Source organism: Streptomyces sp. NBC_01224 (genome assembly GCF_036002945.1).
Classification (GTDB): Bacteria; Actinomycetota; Actinomycetes; order Streptomycetales; family Streptomycetaceae; genus Streptomyces.
The window spans coordinates 5389767-5406081 of record NZ_CP108529.1 but is presented as its reverse complement, the minus strand read 5'-3'; the positions used below and the strand labels follow the sequence as shown (position 1 = coordinate 5406081).

13 protein-coding genes are annotated in these 16315 nt (G+C 70.2%); 3 read left to right on the top strand and 10 right to left on the bottom strand.

Annotated elements, in window-relative coordinates:
* Positions 1–138: 138 nt before the first annotated feature.
* The 4 genes from OG609_RS24290 to OG609_RS24275 all read right to left on the bottom strand — a co-directional run bounded on the left by OG609_RS24290 (position 139) and on the right by OG609_RS24275 (position 7982).
* On the bottom strand, positions 139–2031 hold the full coding sequence (locus tag OG609_RS24290) for an outer membrane protein assembly factor BamB family protein (protein WP_327274756.1): 1893 nt from the start codon (positions 2029–2031) through the stop codon (positions 139–141).
* Positions 2032–2095: 64 nt separating this feature from the next.
* Complete coding sequence (locus OG609_RS24285; RefSeq protein WP_327274755.1) at positions 2096–4003, bottom strand: outer membrane protein assembly factor BamB family protein; 1908 nt, start codon at positions 4001–4003, stop codon at positions 2096–2098.
* A gap of 247 nt (positions 4004–4250) precedes the next feature.
* Complete coding sequence (locus OG609_RS24280) at positions 4251–5936, bottom strand: outer membrane protein assembly factor BamB family protein (protein WP_327274754.1); 1686 nt, start codon at positions 5934–5936, stop codon at positions 4251–4253.
* Between the two features lie 228 nt (positions 5937–6164).
* Entirely contained in the window at positions 6165–7982 is a 1818-nt protein-coding gene (locus OG609_RS24275; RefSeq protein ID WP_327274753.1) for an ABC-F family ATP-binding cassette domain-containing protein, read from the bottom strand.
* A gap of 191 nt (positions 7983–8173) precedes the next feature.
* Between OG609_RS24275 and OG609_RS24270 the strand changes: the two genes are divergently transcribed.
* Positions 8174–8806, top strand: a complete 633-nt coding sequence (locus tag OG609_RS24270; RefSeq protein WP_327274752.1) for a lipoprotein — start codon at positions 8174–8176, stop codon at positions 8804–8806.
* 31 nt (positions 8807–8837) lie between these two features.
* Here the strand turns inward: OG609_RS24270 and OG609_RS24265 are convergent, their stop codons facing one another.
* The 6 genes from OG609_RS24265 to rsmI form a co-directional block, all read right to left on the bottom strand.
* Entirely contained in the window at positions 8838–9731 is an 894-nt protein-coding gene (locus OG609_RS24265) for a 4-(cytidine 5'-diphospho)-2-C-methyl-D-erythritol kinase (RefSeq protein ID WP_327274751.1), read from the bottom strand.
* Entirely contained in the window at positions 9728–10603 is an 876-nt protein-coding gene (gene rsmA, locus OG609_RS24260) for a 16S rRNA (adenine(1518)-N(6)/adenine(1519)-N(6))-dimethyltransferase RsmA (protein ID WP_327274750.1), read from the bottom strand. Before rsmA ends, OG609_RS24265 begins: the two co-directional genes overlap by 4 nt.
* A 76-nt stretch (positions 10604–10679) precedes the next feature.
* Complete coding sequence (locus OG609_RS24255) at positions 10680–11198, bottom strand: ubiquitin-like domain-containing protein (protein WP_442817998.1); 519 nt, start codon at positions 11196–11198, stop codon at positions 10680–10682.
* Between the two features lie 131 nt (positions 11199–11329).
* Positions 11330–12217: a TatD family hydrolase gene (locus tag OG609_RS24250; RefSeq protein ID WP_327274749.1), complete on the bottom strand. Its 888-nt coding sequence runs from the start codon at positions 12215–12217 to the stop codon at positions 11330–11332.
* Between the two features lie 33 nt (positions 12218–12250).
* Complete coding sequence (locus OG609_RS24245; protein ID WP_327274748.1) at positions 12251–12640, bottom strand: hypothetical protein; 390 nt, start codon at positions 12638–12640, stop codon at positions 12251–12253.
* A gap of 158 nt (positions 12641–12798) precedes the next feature.
* Positions 12799–13695 carry a 16S rRNA (cytidine(1402)-2'-O)-methyltransferase gene (gene rsmI, locus OG609_RS24240; RefSeq protein ID WP_327274747.1) on the bottom strand — a complete coding sequence of 299 codons (897 nt, stop codon included), beginning with the start codon at positions 13693–13695 and terminating at the stop codon, positions 12799–12801.
* A gap of 53 nt (positions 13696–13748) precedes the next feature.
* On the opposite strand from rsmI, the gene OG609_RS24235 reads away from it, so the two are divergent.
* Positions 13749–15515, top strand: coding sequence for a dolichyl-phosphate-mannose--protein mannosyltransferase (locus tag OG609_RS24235; protein ID WP_327274746.1), 1767 nt, complete (start codon positions 13749–13751; stop codon positions 15513–15515).
* A 264-nt stretch (positions 15516–15779) separates the two neighbouring features.
* The gene (locus OG609_RS24230; RefSeq protein WP_327274745.1) at positions 15780–16175 is read left to right on the top strand and encodes a hypothetical protein; all 396 of its coding nucleotides are present in this window, start codon (positions 15780–15782) and stop codon (positions 16173–16175) included.
* Positions 16176–16315 lie beyond the last annotated feature (140 nt).

Genomic DNA, 16315 nt, shown 5'->3' with positions numbered 1-16315 from the left:
CGGACCCCTAACCCGGCAGAAGGCCCCCGGAGTGTCGGATTATGTGCCATTCAGGGCCGCTCGACGGGCGGAAAACGATCGGCCCTGCCGGTCGAATGATCGACCGGCAGGGCCGGGTCACAGGTACTGCGTACGGGATCAGCTGGTGCCGAAAGAGACGGCGAGGTACTCCTTGTCGGTCAGCGAGGCCCCGCCCCCCTTGCTGATCATCGTCTGGGAGATGCACAGCCGGCCACCGGAGTAGAGCATCTCGGAGTAGTCTCCGGTAAAGCTGGTCTCGGCGTCGTGGACGGACTTCTCGCTCGGGTTCTCCATCAGCACCGTCTGTTTGAAGGTGGAGCCGTCGATGGAGACTATCTGGCCGCCCTTGTCGTACGGGGGCGCCTTGTACGCGATGATGTCGCCGCCGTCCATGCGGACCGGGAACATCGTGTAGCGCTCGCCCGCATCGGCCCGGTCACTGGTCGGCTTGCCCGTGGTGAGGTCGAAGGAGACGATCTCGTTGGTGTCGCCGTACTCGCCGGTGCCCTCGTGGTCCTCGGTCGGCACGTAGATGCGGTTGTTGCCGACGGCCAGTTTCCGGCAGCTCTCGACCTCGGTGGATTCGCAGCGCGCGGCGTACTTCTCGCCGTCCGCCGCGATCCTGGTGAGCAGTTTGCCGGTGGAGGCGTCGATCGAGAAGAAGTCCGAGATGCCGCTGCCGTCACCGGCGGTGTCGCCGACGTCGGCCGCGACGACCAGCGGCTTGGTGGAGACGATGCTCGCGTAGTCGACACCGGGCGGCATCTTGTAGGAGGAGAGCGGGGCGCCGGTGGTCGGGTTCAGCGCCTGGATGACGAGCTGCGGGTCGTCGTACGTACCGCAGCTGCGGACGACGGCGAGCGCCTCGCCACCGGCGTAGCCCGCGTCGTAGCAGCCGTCGGCGGAGACCTTGGGCTTCCAGCGCTCGGCGCCGGTGTTCAGGTCGAACGCCGCGCCGCCCTCGGTGCCGGCCGCGGCGACCGTGGTGCCGCTGAGCGTGACCCCGCTGTACCTGAGCGGCTGGTCACCGCTGGTGGCGGCGGTCACCGACTTGCTCCACATCAGCTTGCCGGTGTTCAGGTCGATCGCACCGATCTGGTTGCACGGCTGGTACTTCCTGGCCTTGGTCGGCTTGGCCTCCTCGAAGGCGATGGCCGTCTTGTAGTCCTTGGACATGTGCGGGGAGGCGGCGCAGACCTGGCCCGCCAGCGGGATGGACCACAGCTTGGTGCCCTTGGCCGCGTCGTAGCCGACGATCTCGTTCAGGCCGGTCTTCACATACGCCTTGTCGGTCAGCCAGGAACCGTTGACCTTGGTGACTTCATCGACCTTCGGTTCCGGCAACTGGAACACAACCCTGGACTTGGGGTCCGCCGGTGCCTTCTCCTTGCCGGCGCCATCGGCAGCGCCGCCCTGACCGCCGCCCTTGTCCTCGGTGGTGCCGCCGCTGGACTGGGACGCCTTGCCCTTCTTGCCGTCGTCACCACCGCTGGAGGAGAACCAGATGCCCGTGGCGACTATCAGCACGACGGCGACCGACGCGGCGACGATGATCTGCATCCGGGTGGTGAACTTCTTGCCCCCGTTCCCGTTCTGCTGCGGCGGGTGCGGCTGCTGCATCGGGGTGGTCGGGTAGCCGTACCCCTGCTGCGGCGGCTGGCCGGGCGGCAGGCCCTGCGGGAATCCGTAACCCTGCTGCGGCTGGCCGGGCACGGGCGACTGCGGGTAGCCGTAACCGGGCTGCGGGGGCTGACCCTGCGGGTAGCCGTAACCGGGCTGCGGGGGCTGACCCTGCGGATAGCCGTAACCCGGGCCCGGCTGCTGCGGCGGGCCCGCGGGCGGAGGAGTCTGCGGGGCACCGAATCCGCCCGCGGGCGGGGTGGCCGGCTGCTTGCCGAACGGGTCGGCGGGCGGCGGGGTCGGTGCGCCGAACCCGCCCGGCGGGGGGTCCTGCGGGGCACCGAATCCGCCCTGGGGCGGGTCGTTGGGCGGCTGTGGGGGCTGCGTCATGGCGTACGTACCTCTGGGGAAAGGGAGTTGGTGGGTCGGGGCCGTCGAAAGCCTTGGTGAGCCGTCAGTTACCGAAGGCCATCATGGTCTTCATCTCCAGCTCTTCCTTGTCGTTGCTCGCGCTGATCCGTCCGCTCGCGATGAAGGAACGGCCGTCCGCGTAGACGATCTTCGGGTTGTAGAAGGAGCTCTCGATCTGGGCCGTCGACACCGGGTGCCGCAGCACCATCTGCGGCGTGCCACCGGTCGGTGCGAGGGTGGCGATCCCGCCGCCCTTGTTGTACCCGGCCTTCACGTAGAGCAGCACATTGCCGCCCTCCATGCGCAATGGCTTCACCGTGCGCCCGGCCGGAGCCGCGGCCTTCCACTTGGACCGGCCGGTGTTCAGGTTGAACGCCACGACCTTGTTCGTATCGGTGATGCCGCTGGAGTCCGGCGCGGTCGACATGTAGAACGTGTTGGCGTCGGCGGCGACGCCGGTGCAACCGTCCAGGGAGTTGCCGAAGATGGCGAAAACGTTGCCGCAGTCCGTCGCGAACTTGTCGCCCTTGTCACTGACGAGTCCGGAGCGGAGCGAGCCGTTCTCCTTGAGGGAGAGGACGCTCCACTCCTTGTCCTTCTTCAGGGAGGTCACCAGCGGGCTCACCGAGTAGACCCGGTCGATCTCCCATCCGCGCTTGGGCCGGTACGTCCACCGGGGCTTCCCCGTGACCGGGTCGAGCTCCTGGATCTGATGCTGGGGATTGCCGACGTCATCGGTGCGGCAGCTGGAGGCGGCGATCAGCTTGGGGCCGCCCGCGAAGGCGAACGGCTGGCAGTCGCCGGGCTGGTTGCCGAACAGCTCCTTGCCGTCACTGACCCGGAAGGCGTTGGAGTTGCCGGTGCGCCCGACCGCCACGGTGTCGCCGCTGATGGCCAGCGAGATGTTCGCCATCAGGTCCCAGACGCCGTTCTGTTTGATCGACTTCTTCCAGCCGGCCTTGCCGGTGTTGAGGTCGATCATCTGGAGGTCCGCGCAGTCGGCCTTGTCGGTGGTGCCGTTCTCGACCCCGATGACGATCTTGCCGTCGGTGGTGGGCTGCGACGGCGCCGCGCACAGGTCGGCGGGCAGCTTCAGCGTCCACTTCTGCTTGCCGTCGGCCACGGAGTAGCCGGAGATGGCACGGTACATGCCCTTGACGACGGTGTCACCGACGACCCAGGGGCCGTACACGTCCGAGCCGTTGCCCGGCAGGTCGATGTCGTTCTTCTGCAGCCAGAGAACCTTCGCCTCGCCCTCCTTGCGCCCGGCGTTGAGGTCGTCATCGACCTCGCGGCCGTCGCCGTTGCCGTTGCCCTCGTTGACGGAGGGCGAACTGCTCGGCTTGGCGTCGCCGCTCTTCTCCGCGACGGGCTTCTTGTCGCCGTCGCTCCCGCGCGTGGCGATGTAGATGCCGCCGCCGATCAGCAGGAGCGCGACGGCCGCGGCGCCGACTATCAACGCGGGCTTGCGCTTGGGGGAGTTGCCGCCGCCCTGACCAACGGGGCCGCCGGAGGCCGGTGCGCCGGGGTACTGCTGCGGGTAGCCGTAACCGGGCTGCGTCGGCTGACCGTACGGACCGGGCTGCTGGTTGTACGGACCGGGCTGCTGCCCGTACGGACCCGGCTGCTGCCCGTACGGACCCGGCTGCTGGTTGTACGGACCGGGCTGCTGGGCATACGGGCCCGGCTGCTGCTGGTTGTACGGGCCGGGCTGCTGGGGGTAGCCGTAACCGGGGGCCTGGCCCGGCGCCTGACCGGGCGTCTGCGGGTAGCCGTAGCCGGGCGGCGGGGCCTGCTGCGCGGGCGGCGCCTGGGGCGGCTGCGCGGGCGGCGGGGTCTGCGGCGGACCACTCGGCGGCGGACCCTGAGGCGGCTGAGGACTCCCCTGCGGCGGCTCCTGCGGTGCGCCGAAGCCTCCCTGCGGCGGTTGCTGGCTGGGCGGCTGGGTCATCAGCACGTCCCCCTTCGTGCGGTCCGGTACCCGTTCCGTTCTCCCCCGCGATTCCGCAGGGCTCGAAGAGTCCAACAAGACCCCCCGAACTCCCCGGAAAGGAGCGAATCGGGCATGGATCCCGCGGCGTTACGACAGTCGAGCGGGGCTTCTTTGTACCACCCGCAACACCTCGGACACCGGGCCGGTCCACCCCCTGTTCCCAAGGGAGAACCGCCCCGTGATGCCCTCGTTACGCCTCGGCCCGTCAGCTGCCGAAGCCCACGATCGACCTCATCGACTTCTCCGCCTCGTCGTCGATCCCACTGATCCTCGCCTGCACAAGGAAACAGCGCCCGTTCGCATAGGCGACCCGGGAAAGAGAGAAGTCCCTTTCGACCGCGGCGGCCGCCGCCGGGTGCCGCAGCACCATCTGCGGCGTACCACCCGTCGGCGGGAGGGACGCGATACCGCCGCCCTTGTTCTTCTCCGCCGCCACATACATCAGCAGCCTGCCGCCCTCCACCCGCATCGGCATCATGGTCTGACCGGCCGGCGCCGCAGCCTTCCACTTGGTCCGACCGGTGTTCAGGTCGAAGGCCACGACCTTGTTGGCGGGACGGCGAGCCGCCGGGTCGGGCTTCGTCGCCAGGTAGACCGCCCGGTCGTCGGCCGTCACGCCGAGGCAGTTGTCGAGACTCCTGCCGTCGGTGAGGAGGTCTTCGTCGCACTCCGTCACGTAGTCCTCGGTGCCACCGACCAGTTGAGAGCGGTAGGTACCGTTCTCGTTGAGCACGAGGATGGCCCACTTGTCGTCCTGCTTCAGCGAGACGACCGGTGGGCTCGCCGAGTAGAACTGCGCGACCTGCCAGCCCTTCTTGACCTTGTACGTCCACTGGACCTTGCCGGTGACCGGGTCGATCCGCTGCACCTGCTGTTCCTTGTGGTCGTCGGCCGCCGTCTGACAGCTGGTGGCGGCGATCGCCACGGGGCCGCTCGCAATGCCGAACGGCTGGCAGTTCCCCGGCAGTTCGCCCCAGAGCACCTTGCCGTCACTGACCCGGAAGGCATCCGTCCTGGTGGTGCGCCCCACGGTCACGGTGTCGCCGTTGATCGCCATCGCGACGTGGGAGAGCCCGTCCCAGGCGCCCTGGCGTTCGTAGGTCTTGTGCCAGCCGGCCTTGCCGGTCGTGAGGTCGACCATCTGGAGCGCGTCGCAGAACGCCTGGTCCCCGTGGCCGGACTCGATCCCGAGGACGATCTTGCCGTCGGCGGTGGCCTGCGAGGGCGCCGCGCACAGATTCGACGGCATGCGAAGGCTCCACTTCTGGCGGCCGTCGGTGACCGAGTAACCGGAGAGCGTGTGCAACATGGCCTTGACGATGGTGTCGCCGACGATCCAGGGGCCGTACACGTCCGAGCCGTTGCGCGGCACATCGACGCCGCCCTCCTGGAGCCAGAGGACCTTCGCCTCGCCCGGACTGCGCTTGGCGTTGAGCGCGTCGGCCTCGGCACGGAGGTCGTGCGTGTCCTGGTCCTGGTCCTGGTCCTTGGCCTTGCCGTCGCCCCCGCCGCCTGTGGAACTCGGCCCGGGATCGGCACTCGCCTTCGCCGTGGGATTCGACTCGTCGTCGCCCCTGCTCGTGGCGAGCCAGATGCCACTGCCGGCCAGCAACACCACTGCCAGCACGGCACCGATGACCGTCCCGCGCCTGCCCCGGAAGAAGCCTCCGCCACCGGGCTGCGGAGGCTGCTGCGGCGGCTGCTGCTGCTGCTGCGGGTAGCCGTATCCGGGCTGCGGCTGCCCTGGATACCCGTATGGACCGGGCTGCGTGGGTGCGTCGTACGGACCGGGCTGCTGGACGCCGTACGGCCCCGGCTGCGCGGGTGCGCCGTACGGGCCCGGCTGCGCAGGCGCACCGTACGGTCCCGCGGCCTGAACGGGCGGCGGCACGGGGCCGTATCCGGAAGGTGGAGGTGGCGACGACGGCTGAACCGACCCCGGCGGCGGATCGTACGGAGCCCCGAAGCCTCCCTGCGGCGGTTGCTGGCCGGGCGGCTGGGTCATCAGCACGTCCCCCTTCGTGCGGACCGGTCCGGCATCTCTACCTGTGCCGGGCGAGCTTTCTTTCTATCACCCGCCCCACAGGCCCCACCGGTCGCACCGAAGGCACCGCAGCGGTCAGGCGTCCTCGGCCAGTTCCAGCCAGCGCATCTCCAACTCATCGCGCTCAGCGACCAGTTCGCGCAGCTCCGCGTCCAGCTTCGCCACCTTCTCGAAGTCCGTGGCGTTTTCCGCGATCTGTGCGTGCAGCGCGGTCTCCCGCGTCGACATCTTGTCGAGCTGCCGCTCCACCTTCTGCAGTTCCTTCTTCGCCGCACGAGCGGCCTGCGGGGAGACGCTCGCGGCCGACGCGGCCTTCTCCTTCGCCGCCGCGGGTGCGGCGGAGGGGGTGGCCGCCTCCTCCATCCGCTGCCTGCGCTCCAGGTACTCGTCGATCCCGCGCGGCAGCATCCGCAGCGTGCGGTCGCCGAGCAGCGCCATCACCCGGTCCGTGGTCCGCTCGATGAAGAACCGGTCGTGAGAGATCACGATCATCGTTCCGGGCCAGCCGTCGAGGAGGTCCTCCAGCTGGGTCAGGGTCTCGATGTCGAGGTCGTTGGTGGGCTCGTCGAGGAAGAGGACGTTCGGCTCGTCCATCAGCAGGCGCAGGATCTGGAGCCGGCGCCGCTCACCACCCGAGAGGTCACCGACCGGGGTCCACTGCTTCTCCTTCGAGAAGCCGAACTGCTCGCAGAGCTGACCCGCGGTCATCTCCCGGCCCTTGCCCAGGTCGACCCGGTCCCGTACCTGCTGGACCGCTTCGAGCACCCGCAGGTTCGGGTTGAGCTCGTGTACCTCCTGGGAGAGGTAGGCCAGCTTGACGGTCTTGCCGACGACGACCTTCCCGGCGGCGGGCTGCGCGTCGCCCTGTGTGCGTGCCGCCTCGGCGAGCGCCCGCAGCAGCGAGGTCTTGCCCGCGCCGTTGACCCCGACCAGGCCGATCCGGTCGCCGGGGCCGAGCTGCCAGGTGAGGTGGGTGAGCAGCGTCTTGGGGCCTGCCTGGACGGTCACGTCCTCCAGGTCGAAGACGGTCTTGCCGAGCCGGGCGTTGGCGAACTTCATCAGCTCGCTGGTGTCGCGCGGCGGCGGCACATCGGCGATCAGTTCATTGGCCGCCTCGATGCGGTAGCGCGGCTTGGAGGTACGGGCGGGGGCACCGCGGCGCAGCCAGGCCAGCTCCTTGCGCATCAGGTTCTGCCGCTTGGACTCCTCGGTCGCGGCGATGCGCTCCCGCTCGGCCCGCGCGAAGACGTAGTCGCTGTAGCCGCCCTCGTACTCATGGACCGTGCCGCGCTGGACGTCCCACATGCGCGTACAGACCTGGTCGAGGAACCAGCGGTCGTGGGTGACGCAGACGAGCGCCGAGCGGCGTGCCCGCAGATGGCCGGCCAGCCAGGAGATGCCCTCGACGTCGAGGTGGTTGGTCGGCTCGTCGAGGACGATCAGGTCCTGCTCGGCGATGAGCAGCTTTGCCAGCGCGATCCGGCGCCGCTCGCCGCCGGAGAGCGGGGCGATGACGGTGTCCAGGCCGTGCTCGAAGCCCGGCAGGGCGAGCCCGCCGAAGAGTCCGGTGAGCACATCGCGGATCTTTGCGCTGCCCGCCCACTCGTGGTCGGCAAGGTCGCCGATCACCTCGTGGCGGATGGTCGCCTCGGGGTCGAGCGAGTCGTGCTGGGTGAGGACGCCGAGGCGCAGCCCGCCGCTGTGGGTGACGCGGCCGCTGTCCGCCTCCTCCAGCCTGGCGAGCATCCGGATGAGGGTCGTCTTGCCGTCGCCGTTACGGCCCACGACACCGATCCGGTCCCCCTCGGACACACCGAGGGACACACCATCGAGCAGGGCACGGGTGCCGTACACCTTGCTGACCTGCTCGACATTGACCAGATTGACGGCCATTTCACTCCTGCCTGGGGGATCGATCGACGTCCCAGGGTAGTCGGCTCGCGGCTGCGATAGCGTGCGGCAATCGATCAAGGGGCGGGGGCCCGGTCGGAAGATCTTCGAACATCTCAGGGGTGGGGACTTCAGTGGGGACTTCGACGGTGCGTGACACCGCGCGGAATGCTGTCCGTGGGCCGGTGCGGAGCATGGCCCCGGCGGCACTGCTGGCGACGCTTGTGCTGGCGGGCTGTTCGTCGGCGTCGCAGGATGCGGGGGCCGTGGCCGAGAAGCCGGCCGGCGGGAAGCCGTCGCAGAAGGCCGGGGCGGCCGGGAAGACCGCCGCCGAGGGGGGCACGGTCGGCGGCTCCGGCTCGGCCTGCCCGCTGCCCGTCACCTTCGACCTCGCGGCGTCCTGGAAGCCGAAGGCCGTCAGCGTCGATCCGGACTCCGAGCTCGGTGCCGCACTGGGCGTGCAGGGCCGGCTCACCATGGTCTGCGAGATCGATGCGAAGCCGGCGGGGAACATCGGGTATCTGCGGGTGTGGCAGGGCGAGAAATCCGGCCGCACCCCGCGCCAGGTCCTGGAGGCGTTCATCGCCGACGAGGACGGCGCCGGAAAGATCACGTACACCGGGACCGGGGCCGGTGACATGCCCGCGACCGAGGCCGACTACACGGTCAGCAGCGAGCTTCTGGACGAGCCCAAGAAAGAGCGGGCCTTCGCCGTCTCCACCCCGGACGGTCCTGTCGTGGTCCATCTGGGCGGGCTGGACTCGCGGGAGCACGAGGCGATGCTCCCGGCGTACGAGCTGGCGAAGAAGAGCGTGCGGCTCGGCTGACCGGGCGGCGGCGCCACCCGGCCGGCCCGGCTCACAGGACCGTGGCGCCCGGCGCCGGGGACACCGCGGCCCGTGCGTTCCTGCACGTCCCCGACGTGATCAGCGCCTCGGCCACCTTCCGCGCCGACTCCGCGTCCGCCACCAGGAACGCGGTGGTCGGCCCGGAGCCCGAGACCAGGGCGGCCAGGGCGCCGGCCTCGGTGCCCGCGGCGAGGGTGTCGGCGAGGGAGGGGCGCAGGGAGAGCGCGGCGGGCTGGAGGTCGTTGCTCAGGGCGCCCGCGAGAGCCGTGGCGTCACCGGTCCGCAACGCGTCCAGGAGCGCGGCGGACGGAGCGGGATCCGGGACGTCCGTACCGGCCGTGAGCCGGTCGAACTCGCCGTAGACGGCCGGGGTGGAGAGCCCGCCGTCGGCGACCGCGAAGACCCAGTGGAAGGTTCCGCCGACGTCGATCGCGGTCAGCTGCTCGCCGCGTCCGACGCCGAGAGCCGCGCCGCCGACCAGACTGAACGGCACGTCACTGCCGAGCTCCGCGCAGATGGCGAGGAGCTCCTCCCGGCGGGCACCGGTGGACCAGAGGGTGTCGCAGGCCAGCAGGGCGGCGGCACCGTCGGCGCTGCCGCCCGCCATGCCGCCCGCGACGGGGATGTCCTTGGCGATGTGGATGTGCACATCGGGTGCGATGCCGTGCCGCTCGGCCAGTGCGATCGCGGCGCGGGCAGCGAGGTTCGTCGCGTCCAGCGGGACCTTGGCGGCGTCCGGGCCCGAGCAGGTGATGCGCAGTTCCTCGGCGGGGGTGACGGTGACCTCGTCGTACAGGCCGACGGCGAGGAAGACATTGGCCAGGTCGTGGAAGCCGTCGGGGCGCGCGGCGCCGACCGCGAGCTGGACGTTGACCTTGGCGGGGACGCGGACGGTGACGCTCACTCGCCGCTCCCGGAGGGCTTGTTCTCGGCAATGGCGGCGAACTCCTCGACCGTCAGCGCCTCGCCGCGGGCCTGCGGCGAGATCCCGGCCGCGACCAGGGCCGCTTCTGCGGCGGGCGCGGAGCCCGCCCAGCCGGCCAGGGCCGCCCGCAGCGTCTTGCGGCGCTGGGCGAAGGCCGCGTCGACGACCGCGAAGACCTCGGTCCTGCTCGCGCTCGTCGTGATCGGCTCGGTACGCCGGACCAGCGAGACCAGGCCGGAGTCGACGTTCGGGGCGGGCCAGAAGACATTGCGGCCGATGGACCCGGCACGCTTGACGTCCGCGTACCAGTTGGCCTTCACCGACGGCACGCCGTAGACCTTGTTGCCCGGCTTGGCGGCCAGCCGGTCGGCGACCTCGGCCTGGACCATGACGAGGGTCCGCTCGATGGACGGGAAGCGCTCCAGCATGGTCAGCAGGACCGGCACGGCGACGTTGTACGGAAGGTTCGCGACCAGCGCGGTCGGCGCCGGGCCCGGCAGCTCCCGGACCAGCATCGCGTCGGAGTGCACCAGGGCGAACCGGTCGGCGCGCCCCGGCATCCGGGCGGCGACCGTGGCCGGCAGGGCGCCCGCCAGCACGTCGTCGATCTCGACGGCGACGACCCGGTCCGCCGCCTCCAGCAGCGCCAGGGTCAACGAGCCGAGCCCCGGACCGACCTCGACGACGACGTCGTCCGGGCGGACTTCCGCCGTCCGCACGATCCTGCGGACCGTATTGGCGTCGATGACGAAGTTCTGACCGCGCTGTTTGGTCGGGCGTACGCCCAGCTCGGCGGCCAGCTCGCGGATGTCTGCGGGGCCCAGGAGGGCATCGGGCTCAGTGGTGCTCACCCGGTAAGCCTACGGCCGCGGCGCGGCCGGGGGCTCGCCCCCGTTGCACGTGCGGCCTCCCGCTCCGCCGCCTCCGCTACCTCCGCGCCCGCACGACGACCTCGTCGCCGTCGGCGAGCGGGCTACCGAGGGCAGGGGTGACGGTGTCGTGGGCGGCGACGGTGACACCCTGGTCGGCGAGGAGTTCGTCGACGTCGGCCGCGAAGGTGTGCAGGGTGCGGGGCGTGCCGTCGACATCGAGCGTCACCGCCTTGTCGCAGGCCACGAAAGCGGTGGTGCCACCGGCCAGGAACGCGACGACGAGGGCCTGCGGGACGAGGCGGCGCAGGCTCTCGGGGCGGACGGGGACCTTGCGTCGCCGCCCGCCCCGACGCGCCGCCGCCCGGCCGCCGTCGCTGCCGGGGAGTGCCGGCCGGCCGGGTAGCAGGGGCGTATCGACGACTGTCGGGGCGCGCACCGCCCAGGCGGCGAGCGTCAGCTGCTCATGGAGCGGTACGGATACGGATGCGGCGGCCGGGAGACGGGCGGGCGGCATCGCCACCGCCGTACGCCCCCTGCCGCGTGCTGCACGGTGACTGCCCTTCGAATTGCTCACGACGCTCCAGAGGATCCGATCGGCCGGCTCGCCTGATGGCGCCCGGGACGATAGCGGAGCATCGATGACTCTCCAAAACGGCTCAACTACACCCCGTAGCCGGGGAGTCGGCCGGCACCGGCCCGTACCGGTCAGTAGTCGAATGCGCGGGCGGTGTTGTCGGAGATGGCCGACGCCAGGGTGTCCTCGTCCACGCCCTTCACCTCCGCCATGGCACGCAGCGTGACCGGAATGAGGTAGGGCGCGTTAGGCCGTCCGCGGTACGGGGCGGGGGTCAGGAACGGTGCGTCCGTCTCGACCAGGACCAGTTCCATCGGCGCGACGGCCAGTGCGTCACGCAACGGTTGGGCGTTCTTGAAGGTGACATTGCCCGCGAAGGACATGAAGTACCCGGCATCCGCGCAGATCCGGGCCATGTCGGCGTCGCCGGAGTAGCAGTGGAACACGGTCCGCTCGGGGGCACCCGCGTCGGCGAGGATGCGCAGCACATCCGCGTGCGCCTCGCGATCGTGGATGACCAGCGCCTTGCCGTGCCGTTTGGCGATCTCGATGTGGGCCCGGAAGGACTCCTCCTGCGCGGCCATTCCCTCAGGGCCGGTACGGAAGCAGTCGAGCCCGGTCTCGCCGACACCGCGTACGTGGTCGAGTGCGGCCAGCGCGTCGATCTGCGCGAGGGCCTCGTGCAGTGCCGCCCGGCCGCCCCCTTCACGCACCCCCTGCCGCGACCGGCCTCCTCCAGCCCCGGGGGGCTCCCCCGGGTCGCCGTGCACGATGCGCGGGGCCTCGTTGGGGTGGAGGGCCACCGCCGCGTGCACGTTCGCATGCGCGGCGGCGGTCTCTGCGGCCCAGCGCGAACCGGCCACGTCGCAGCCCACCTGGATCACGGTGGTCACATTGACCGCCGAGGCCCTGGCCAGGCCCTCCTCGACAGTTGCGTCCTGCATGTCCAGGTGGGTGTGCGAATCGGCGACCGGTACCCGGAGGGGTTCGGGCAGCGGCGGGGCTTCGGAACGGCTCATGACGACGATCGTACGAGGACCGCGCCGGTGGCCCTACTTGCGGTGGAAGGGGTGCAGCAGGTCGGACAGGTGCCAGTGATGCCCCGCACCCGCGGGTGCGGCGGTGGCGGCCACGGCCTCGCCCTCCCGGGCGCCGATGTCCTCGATCGCCGGCCGCGTCGACGTGGAGTTGTGGAGCAGCTGCTGGGCGGCCGAGACCCGGCCGGCCCGCATGATCCGGACCAGGTGTCCGCCGCAGTTCGTGCAGGTCGGCCTGGAAAGGGGTGAGGGCACCCGCTCGCCGTCCGCCTTGTATATGACGAAATCGTTGTTGGCACCGTCGACGTGGTGCTCTATCTCGTAGGCCTGCTCCCAGCCGTATCCGCACCTCATGCAAGCGAAGGCATACGCCTCGTGAACGGTGGTTGCTGCGCTCTCGCTCATGCTCGCTCCTTTGTCCGTCGGACAAGCACTCCGGAGAATGCGTCCCTGGTCCAGTGGACGCCGCTACCGGCGGGAACGCACCAGGCCCTGTCGAGTGTTGGAGCGGATTTGGCCTTCTCGTGGCAGAAAGGCCCGATGCGCGGCTCGCGCTTTGCCTTTTACGCCAGTCCTTTGCCCTCGGCCGGCCCGGTTCGCGCCGCATTCTTTGCTGCAACGACCGCATCGAAGACTTCGCGCTTGGGCAGCCCCGCATCTGCGGCAACAGCGGCAATGGCCTCCTTGCGCCGCTCCCCCGCCTCCTCGCGCACCTGCACCCTGCGTACCAGCTCCGCGGCGTCCAGTTCTTCGGGTCCGGAGTCGGCAGCGCCCTCGACGACCACGGTGATCTCGCCGCGTACCCCTTCGGCCGCCCAGACCGCCAGCTCGCCCAGCGGGCCGCGCTTCACTTCCTCGTACGTCTTGGTCAGCTCCCGGCACACGGCCGCCCGACGGTCGGCGCCGAAGACCTCGGCCATCGCCGCGAGGGTGTCGTCGAGCCGGTGCGGGGCCTCGAAGAAGACCATGGTGCGGCGCTCGTCGGCGACCTCGCGCAGTCTGCCTAGCCGTTCGCCCGCCTTTCGCGGAAGGAAGCCCTCGAAGCAGAAACGGTCGACGGGCAGCGCGGACAGGGCGAGAGCCGTGAGCACCGCGGACGGGCCGGGGACCGCGGTGACCTTGATGTCCTTCTCCACGGCTGCGGCCACGAGCCGGTAGCCGGGATCGGAGACGGACGGCATCCCGGCGTCCGTGACCAGCAGGACGCGGGCGCCGCCGGTCAGTGCCTCGACGAGTTCGGGCGTACGGGCCGACTCATTGCCCTCGAAGTAGGAGACGACCCGCCCCGTGGTGTGGATGCCGAGCGCCTGCGTGAGGCGGCGCAGACGTCGGGTGTCCTCGGCGGCGACCACATCGGCCGTCTCCAGTTCGGCGGCGAGGCGTGGCGGGGCGTCCGCCACATCGCCGATGGGGGTTCCTGCGAGTACCAGCGTTCCAGTCGTTCCAGTCACATGAGTCATCCTCCCAGCACGGGCGACAGCGCTCGCACAGATGCGTTCCCTACGATGGCGCGGTGACGAGTACTGCGCCCGAAGCCCGGCAGGGCCAAGACGCCGGGGAACCGCACGGCGAAGAGCCGACATCCTGGCAGCAGCGGCTGCGCCGCTTCGGCCATTCGCCCCGGCCCGGAATCGGGCTGCGTGAACGGCTGGTTCCGCCGTACACCCGCCCCGGCGCCCAGTTGTGGGCGGTGCTCGGGATCTCTCCGCCCATGGCCGAGCGCCTGGTCCGGTGGTCCGCCTGGGGCGGCCCGCTGCTGGTGGCACTGGTCGCCGGGGTGCTGCGGTTCTGGAACCTGGGCAGCCCGCACGCGCTGATATTCGACGAGACGTACTACGCCAAGGATTCCTGGGCACTGATCAACCAGGGGTACGAGGGGAACTGGCCCAAGGACATCGACAAGCTGATCCTCGACGATCCGTCGAAGGTGCACGTCCCGGTGGATCCGGGCTATGTGGTGCACCCACCGGTCGGCAAGTGGATCATCGGGATCGGTGAGCAGATCTTCGGTTTCACACCGTTCGGCTGGCGGTTCATGGTGGCCGTGCTCGGCACGCTGTCGGTGCTGATGCTGTGCCGGATCGGACGGCGGATGTTCCGCTCGACGTTCCTGGGGTGCCTGGCCGGCACGCTGCTCGCCGTCGACGGTCTGCACTTCGTGATGAGCCGCACCGCGCTGCTCGACCTCGTGCTGATGTTCTTCGTGCTGGCGGCGTTCGGCGCCCTGCTGATCGACCGCGACTGGGCGCGGCGCCGCCTCGCCGCCGCGCTGCCGGTCGACGAGGAGGGTGTGCTGCGCCCCGATGCCGGGGTCGCGGAGAATCTGCGGCTGGGCTGGCGTCCGTGGCGGCTCACCGCCGGTCTGATGCTGGGGCTGGCCTTCGCCACCAAGTGGAACGGCCTGTACATCCTGGTCGGCTTCGGTCTGATGACGGTGCTGTGGGATGTGGGCGCGCGCCGGACCGCGGGTGCGATTCGCCCGTACACGGCGGTGCTGAAGCGGGATCTGCTGCCGGCGTTCGTCTCGACGGTCCCGGTCACGATCCTCACGTACCTCGTCTCCTGGACCGGCTGGATCGTCACCGACAAGGGCTACTACCGGAACTGGGCCCAGACCGACGGCAGGGGCGGCAACTGGACGTGGTTGCCGGACTGGCTGCGCAGCCTGTGGCACTACGAGTACCAGGTCTACGAATTCCATGTGAATCTGACGTCCGGCCACACCTACCAGTCCAATCCGTGGAGCTGGATCGTGCTCGGCCGGCCCGTCTCGTACTTCTGGGAGGAGCAGCCGGGCTGCGCGGCGTCGGCGACCGGCAAGTGCTCCCGCGAGGTGCTGGCCATCGGGACGCCGCTGCTGTGGTGGGCGGCGTGCTTCGCCCTGGTGTACGTGCTGTGGCGCTGGTTCTTCCGGCGCGACTGGCGGGCGGGGGCGATCGCCTGCGGTGTGGCGGCGGGCTGGCTGCCCTGGTTCTTCTACCAGGAGCGCACGATCTTCCTCTTCTACGCGGTCGTGTTCGTGCCGTTCCTGTGTCTGGCGGTCACGATGATGATCGGCGCGATGCTGGGTCCGGCGGCCGGGACCGGGGCCGAACGGGAACTCGGCCCGGTGACCGGCGATCCGGCGGGGGAACGGCGGCGGACGCTGGGGGCGATCGCGGCGGGCGTACTGGTGTTGCTGATCATCTGGAATTTCATTTATTTCTGGCCGATCTACACGGGCACGCCGATCCCCGACGGTTCGTGGCGCGACCGGATGTGGCTGGACACCTGGATCTAGCTGGGCAGGAGCACCGAGAGGCCGCAGTCGTCGACTGCGGCCTCTCGGTGATTGTCGGCCATCATCGGTGCCCATCGGCCGCCCGCGGACGGCCCACAGACGGCCCGGCGGTCGGCCCAGGGAACGGCTCTGACATCCGCATGACACCTGACACCGTCACGGGGGCCGTGACACCCGAACCCCTGGGCGGGCGCGGGTGTCACTAACCTGCGACAGCGAAGATTGATTCATTGCCAACGAAGTTTGGCCGCAGGGCGAGGGTTGATGAGCCGCCGTATATCCCAAGGTGTCCTGGTCGTCGGGTCGATCGGCGCTCTGATCAACATCGTGGACGCGATCGGGACGGGGCGTCTGGAGCCGCACGATGCCTTCGCCGCGCTGGTCGTACTCGGTGCGGGTGGTGAACTACTCAAAGAGCGTTGGCCCGGGGCCGCGAAGGCGCTGTACGCGGTGGCGTCGGTGCTGCTGGTGGTTGCCGGATCCGTCGCGGGGGCCAGGGCGTGGGCCTCGTTCTTCAGGGGCGCGGCCTATGACTGGCTCGACCTCGGACTCGGGGTTCTGGTCGTGCTCTACGTGGCCGTCGGCGCGGGTCGGCTGCTCGCGCACCTGTCCCGCAGAGCATCGAAGTCTCGTAGAAATGCCAGCATGCTCAGCGAGTAGCAAGCCTGGTCGCGCCACTGCTTGAGCTTGTTGATGCAGCGTTCGACGGGCATCCGCTGGGGCGGACGCCCTCTCAAGATCGCAGCCTGACCAACCCGGCGAACCAATGCGGTCACGGCACTAGTGTCCTGCACCGGAGA

What these genes read in the sequence shown, in the direction of transcription:
- OG609_RS24290 (WP_327274756.1), bottom strand. Translation starts at nt 2,031, where the DNA reads ATGACGCAGCCCCCACAGCCGCCCAACGACCCGCCCCAGGGCGGATTC.
- OG609_RS24285 (WP_327274755.1), bottom strand. Translation starts at nt 4,003, where the DNA reads ATGACCCAGCCGCCCAGCCAGCAACCGCCGCAGGGAGGCTTCGGCGCA.
- OG609_RS24275 (WP_327274753.1), bottom strand. Translation starts at nt 7,982, where the DNA reads ATGGCCGTCAATCTGGTCAATGTCGAGCAGGTCAGCAAGGTGTACGGC.
- OG609_RS24270 (WP_327274752.1), top strand. Translation starts at nt 8,174, where the DNA reads ATGGCCCCGGCGGCACTGCTGGCGACGCTTGTGCTGGCGGGCTGTTCG.
- OG609_RS24250 (WP_327274749.1), bottom strand. Translation starts at nt 12,217, where the DNA reads ATGAGCCGTTCCGAAGCCCCGCCGCTGCCCGAACCCCTCCGGGTACCG.
- OG609_RS24245 (WP_327274748.1), bottom strand. Translation starts at nt 12,640, where the DNA reads ATGAGCGAGAGCGCAGCAACCACCGTTCACGAGGCGTATGCCTTCGCT.
- rsmI (WP_327274747.1), bottom strand. Translation starts at nt 13,695, where the DNA reads ATGACTCATGTGACTGGAACGACTGGAACGCTGGTACTCGCAGGAACC.
- OG609_RS24230 (WP_327274745.1), top strand. Translation starts at nt 15,780, where the DNA reads ATGAGCCGCCGTATATCCCAAGGTGTCCTGGTCGTCGGGTCGATCGGC.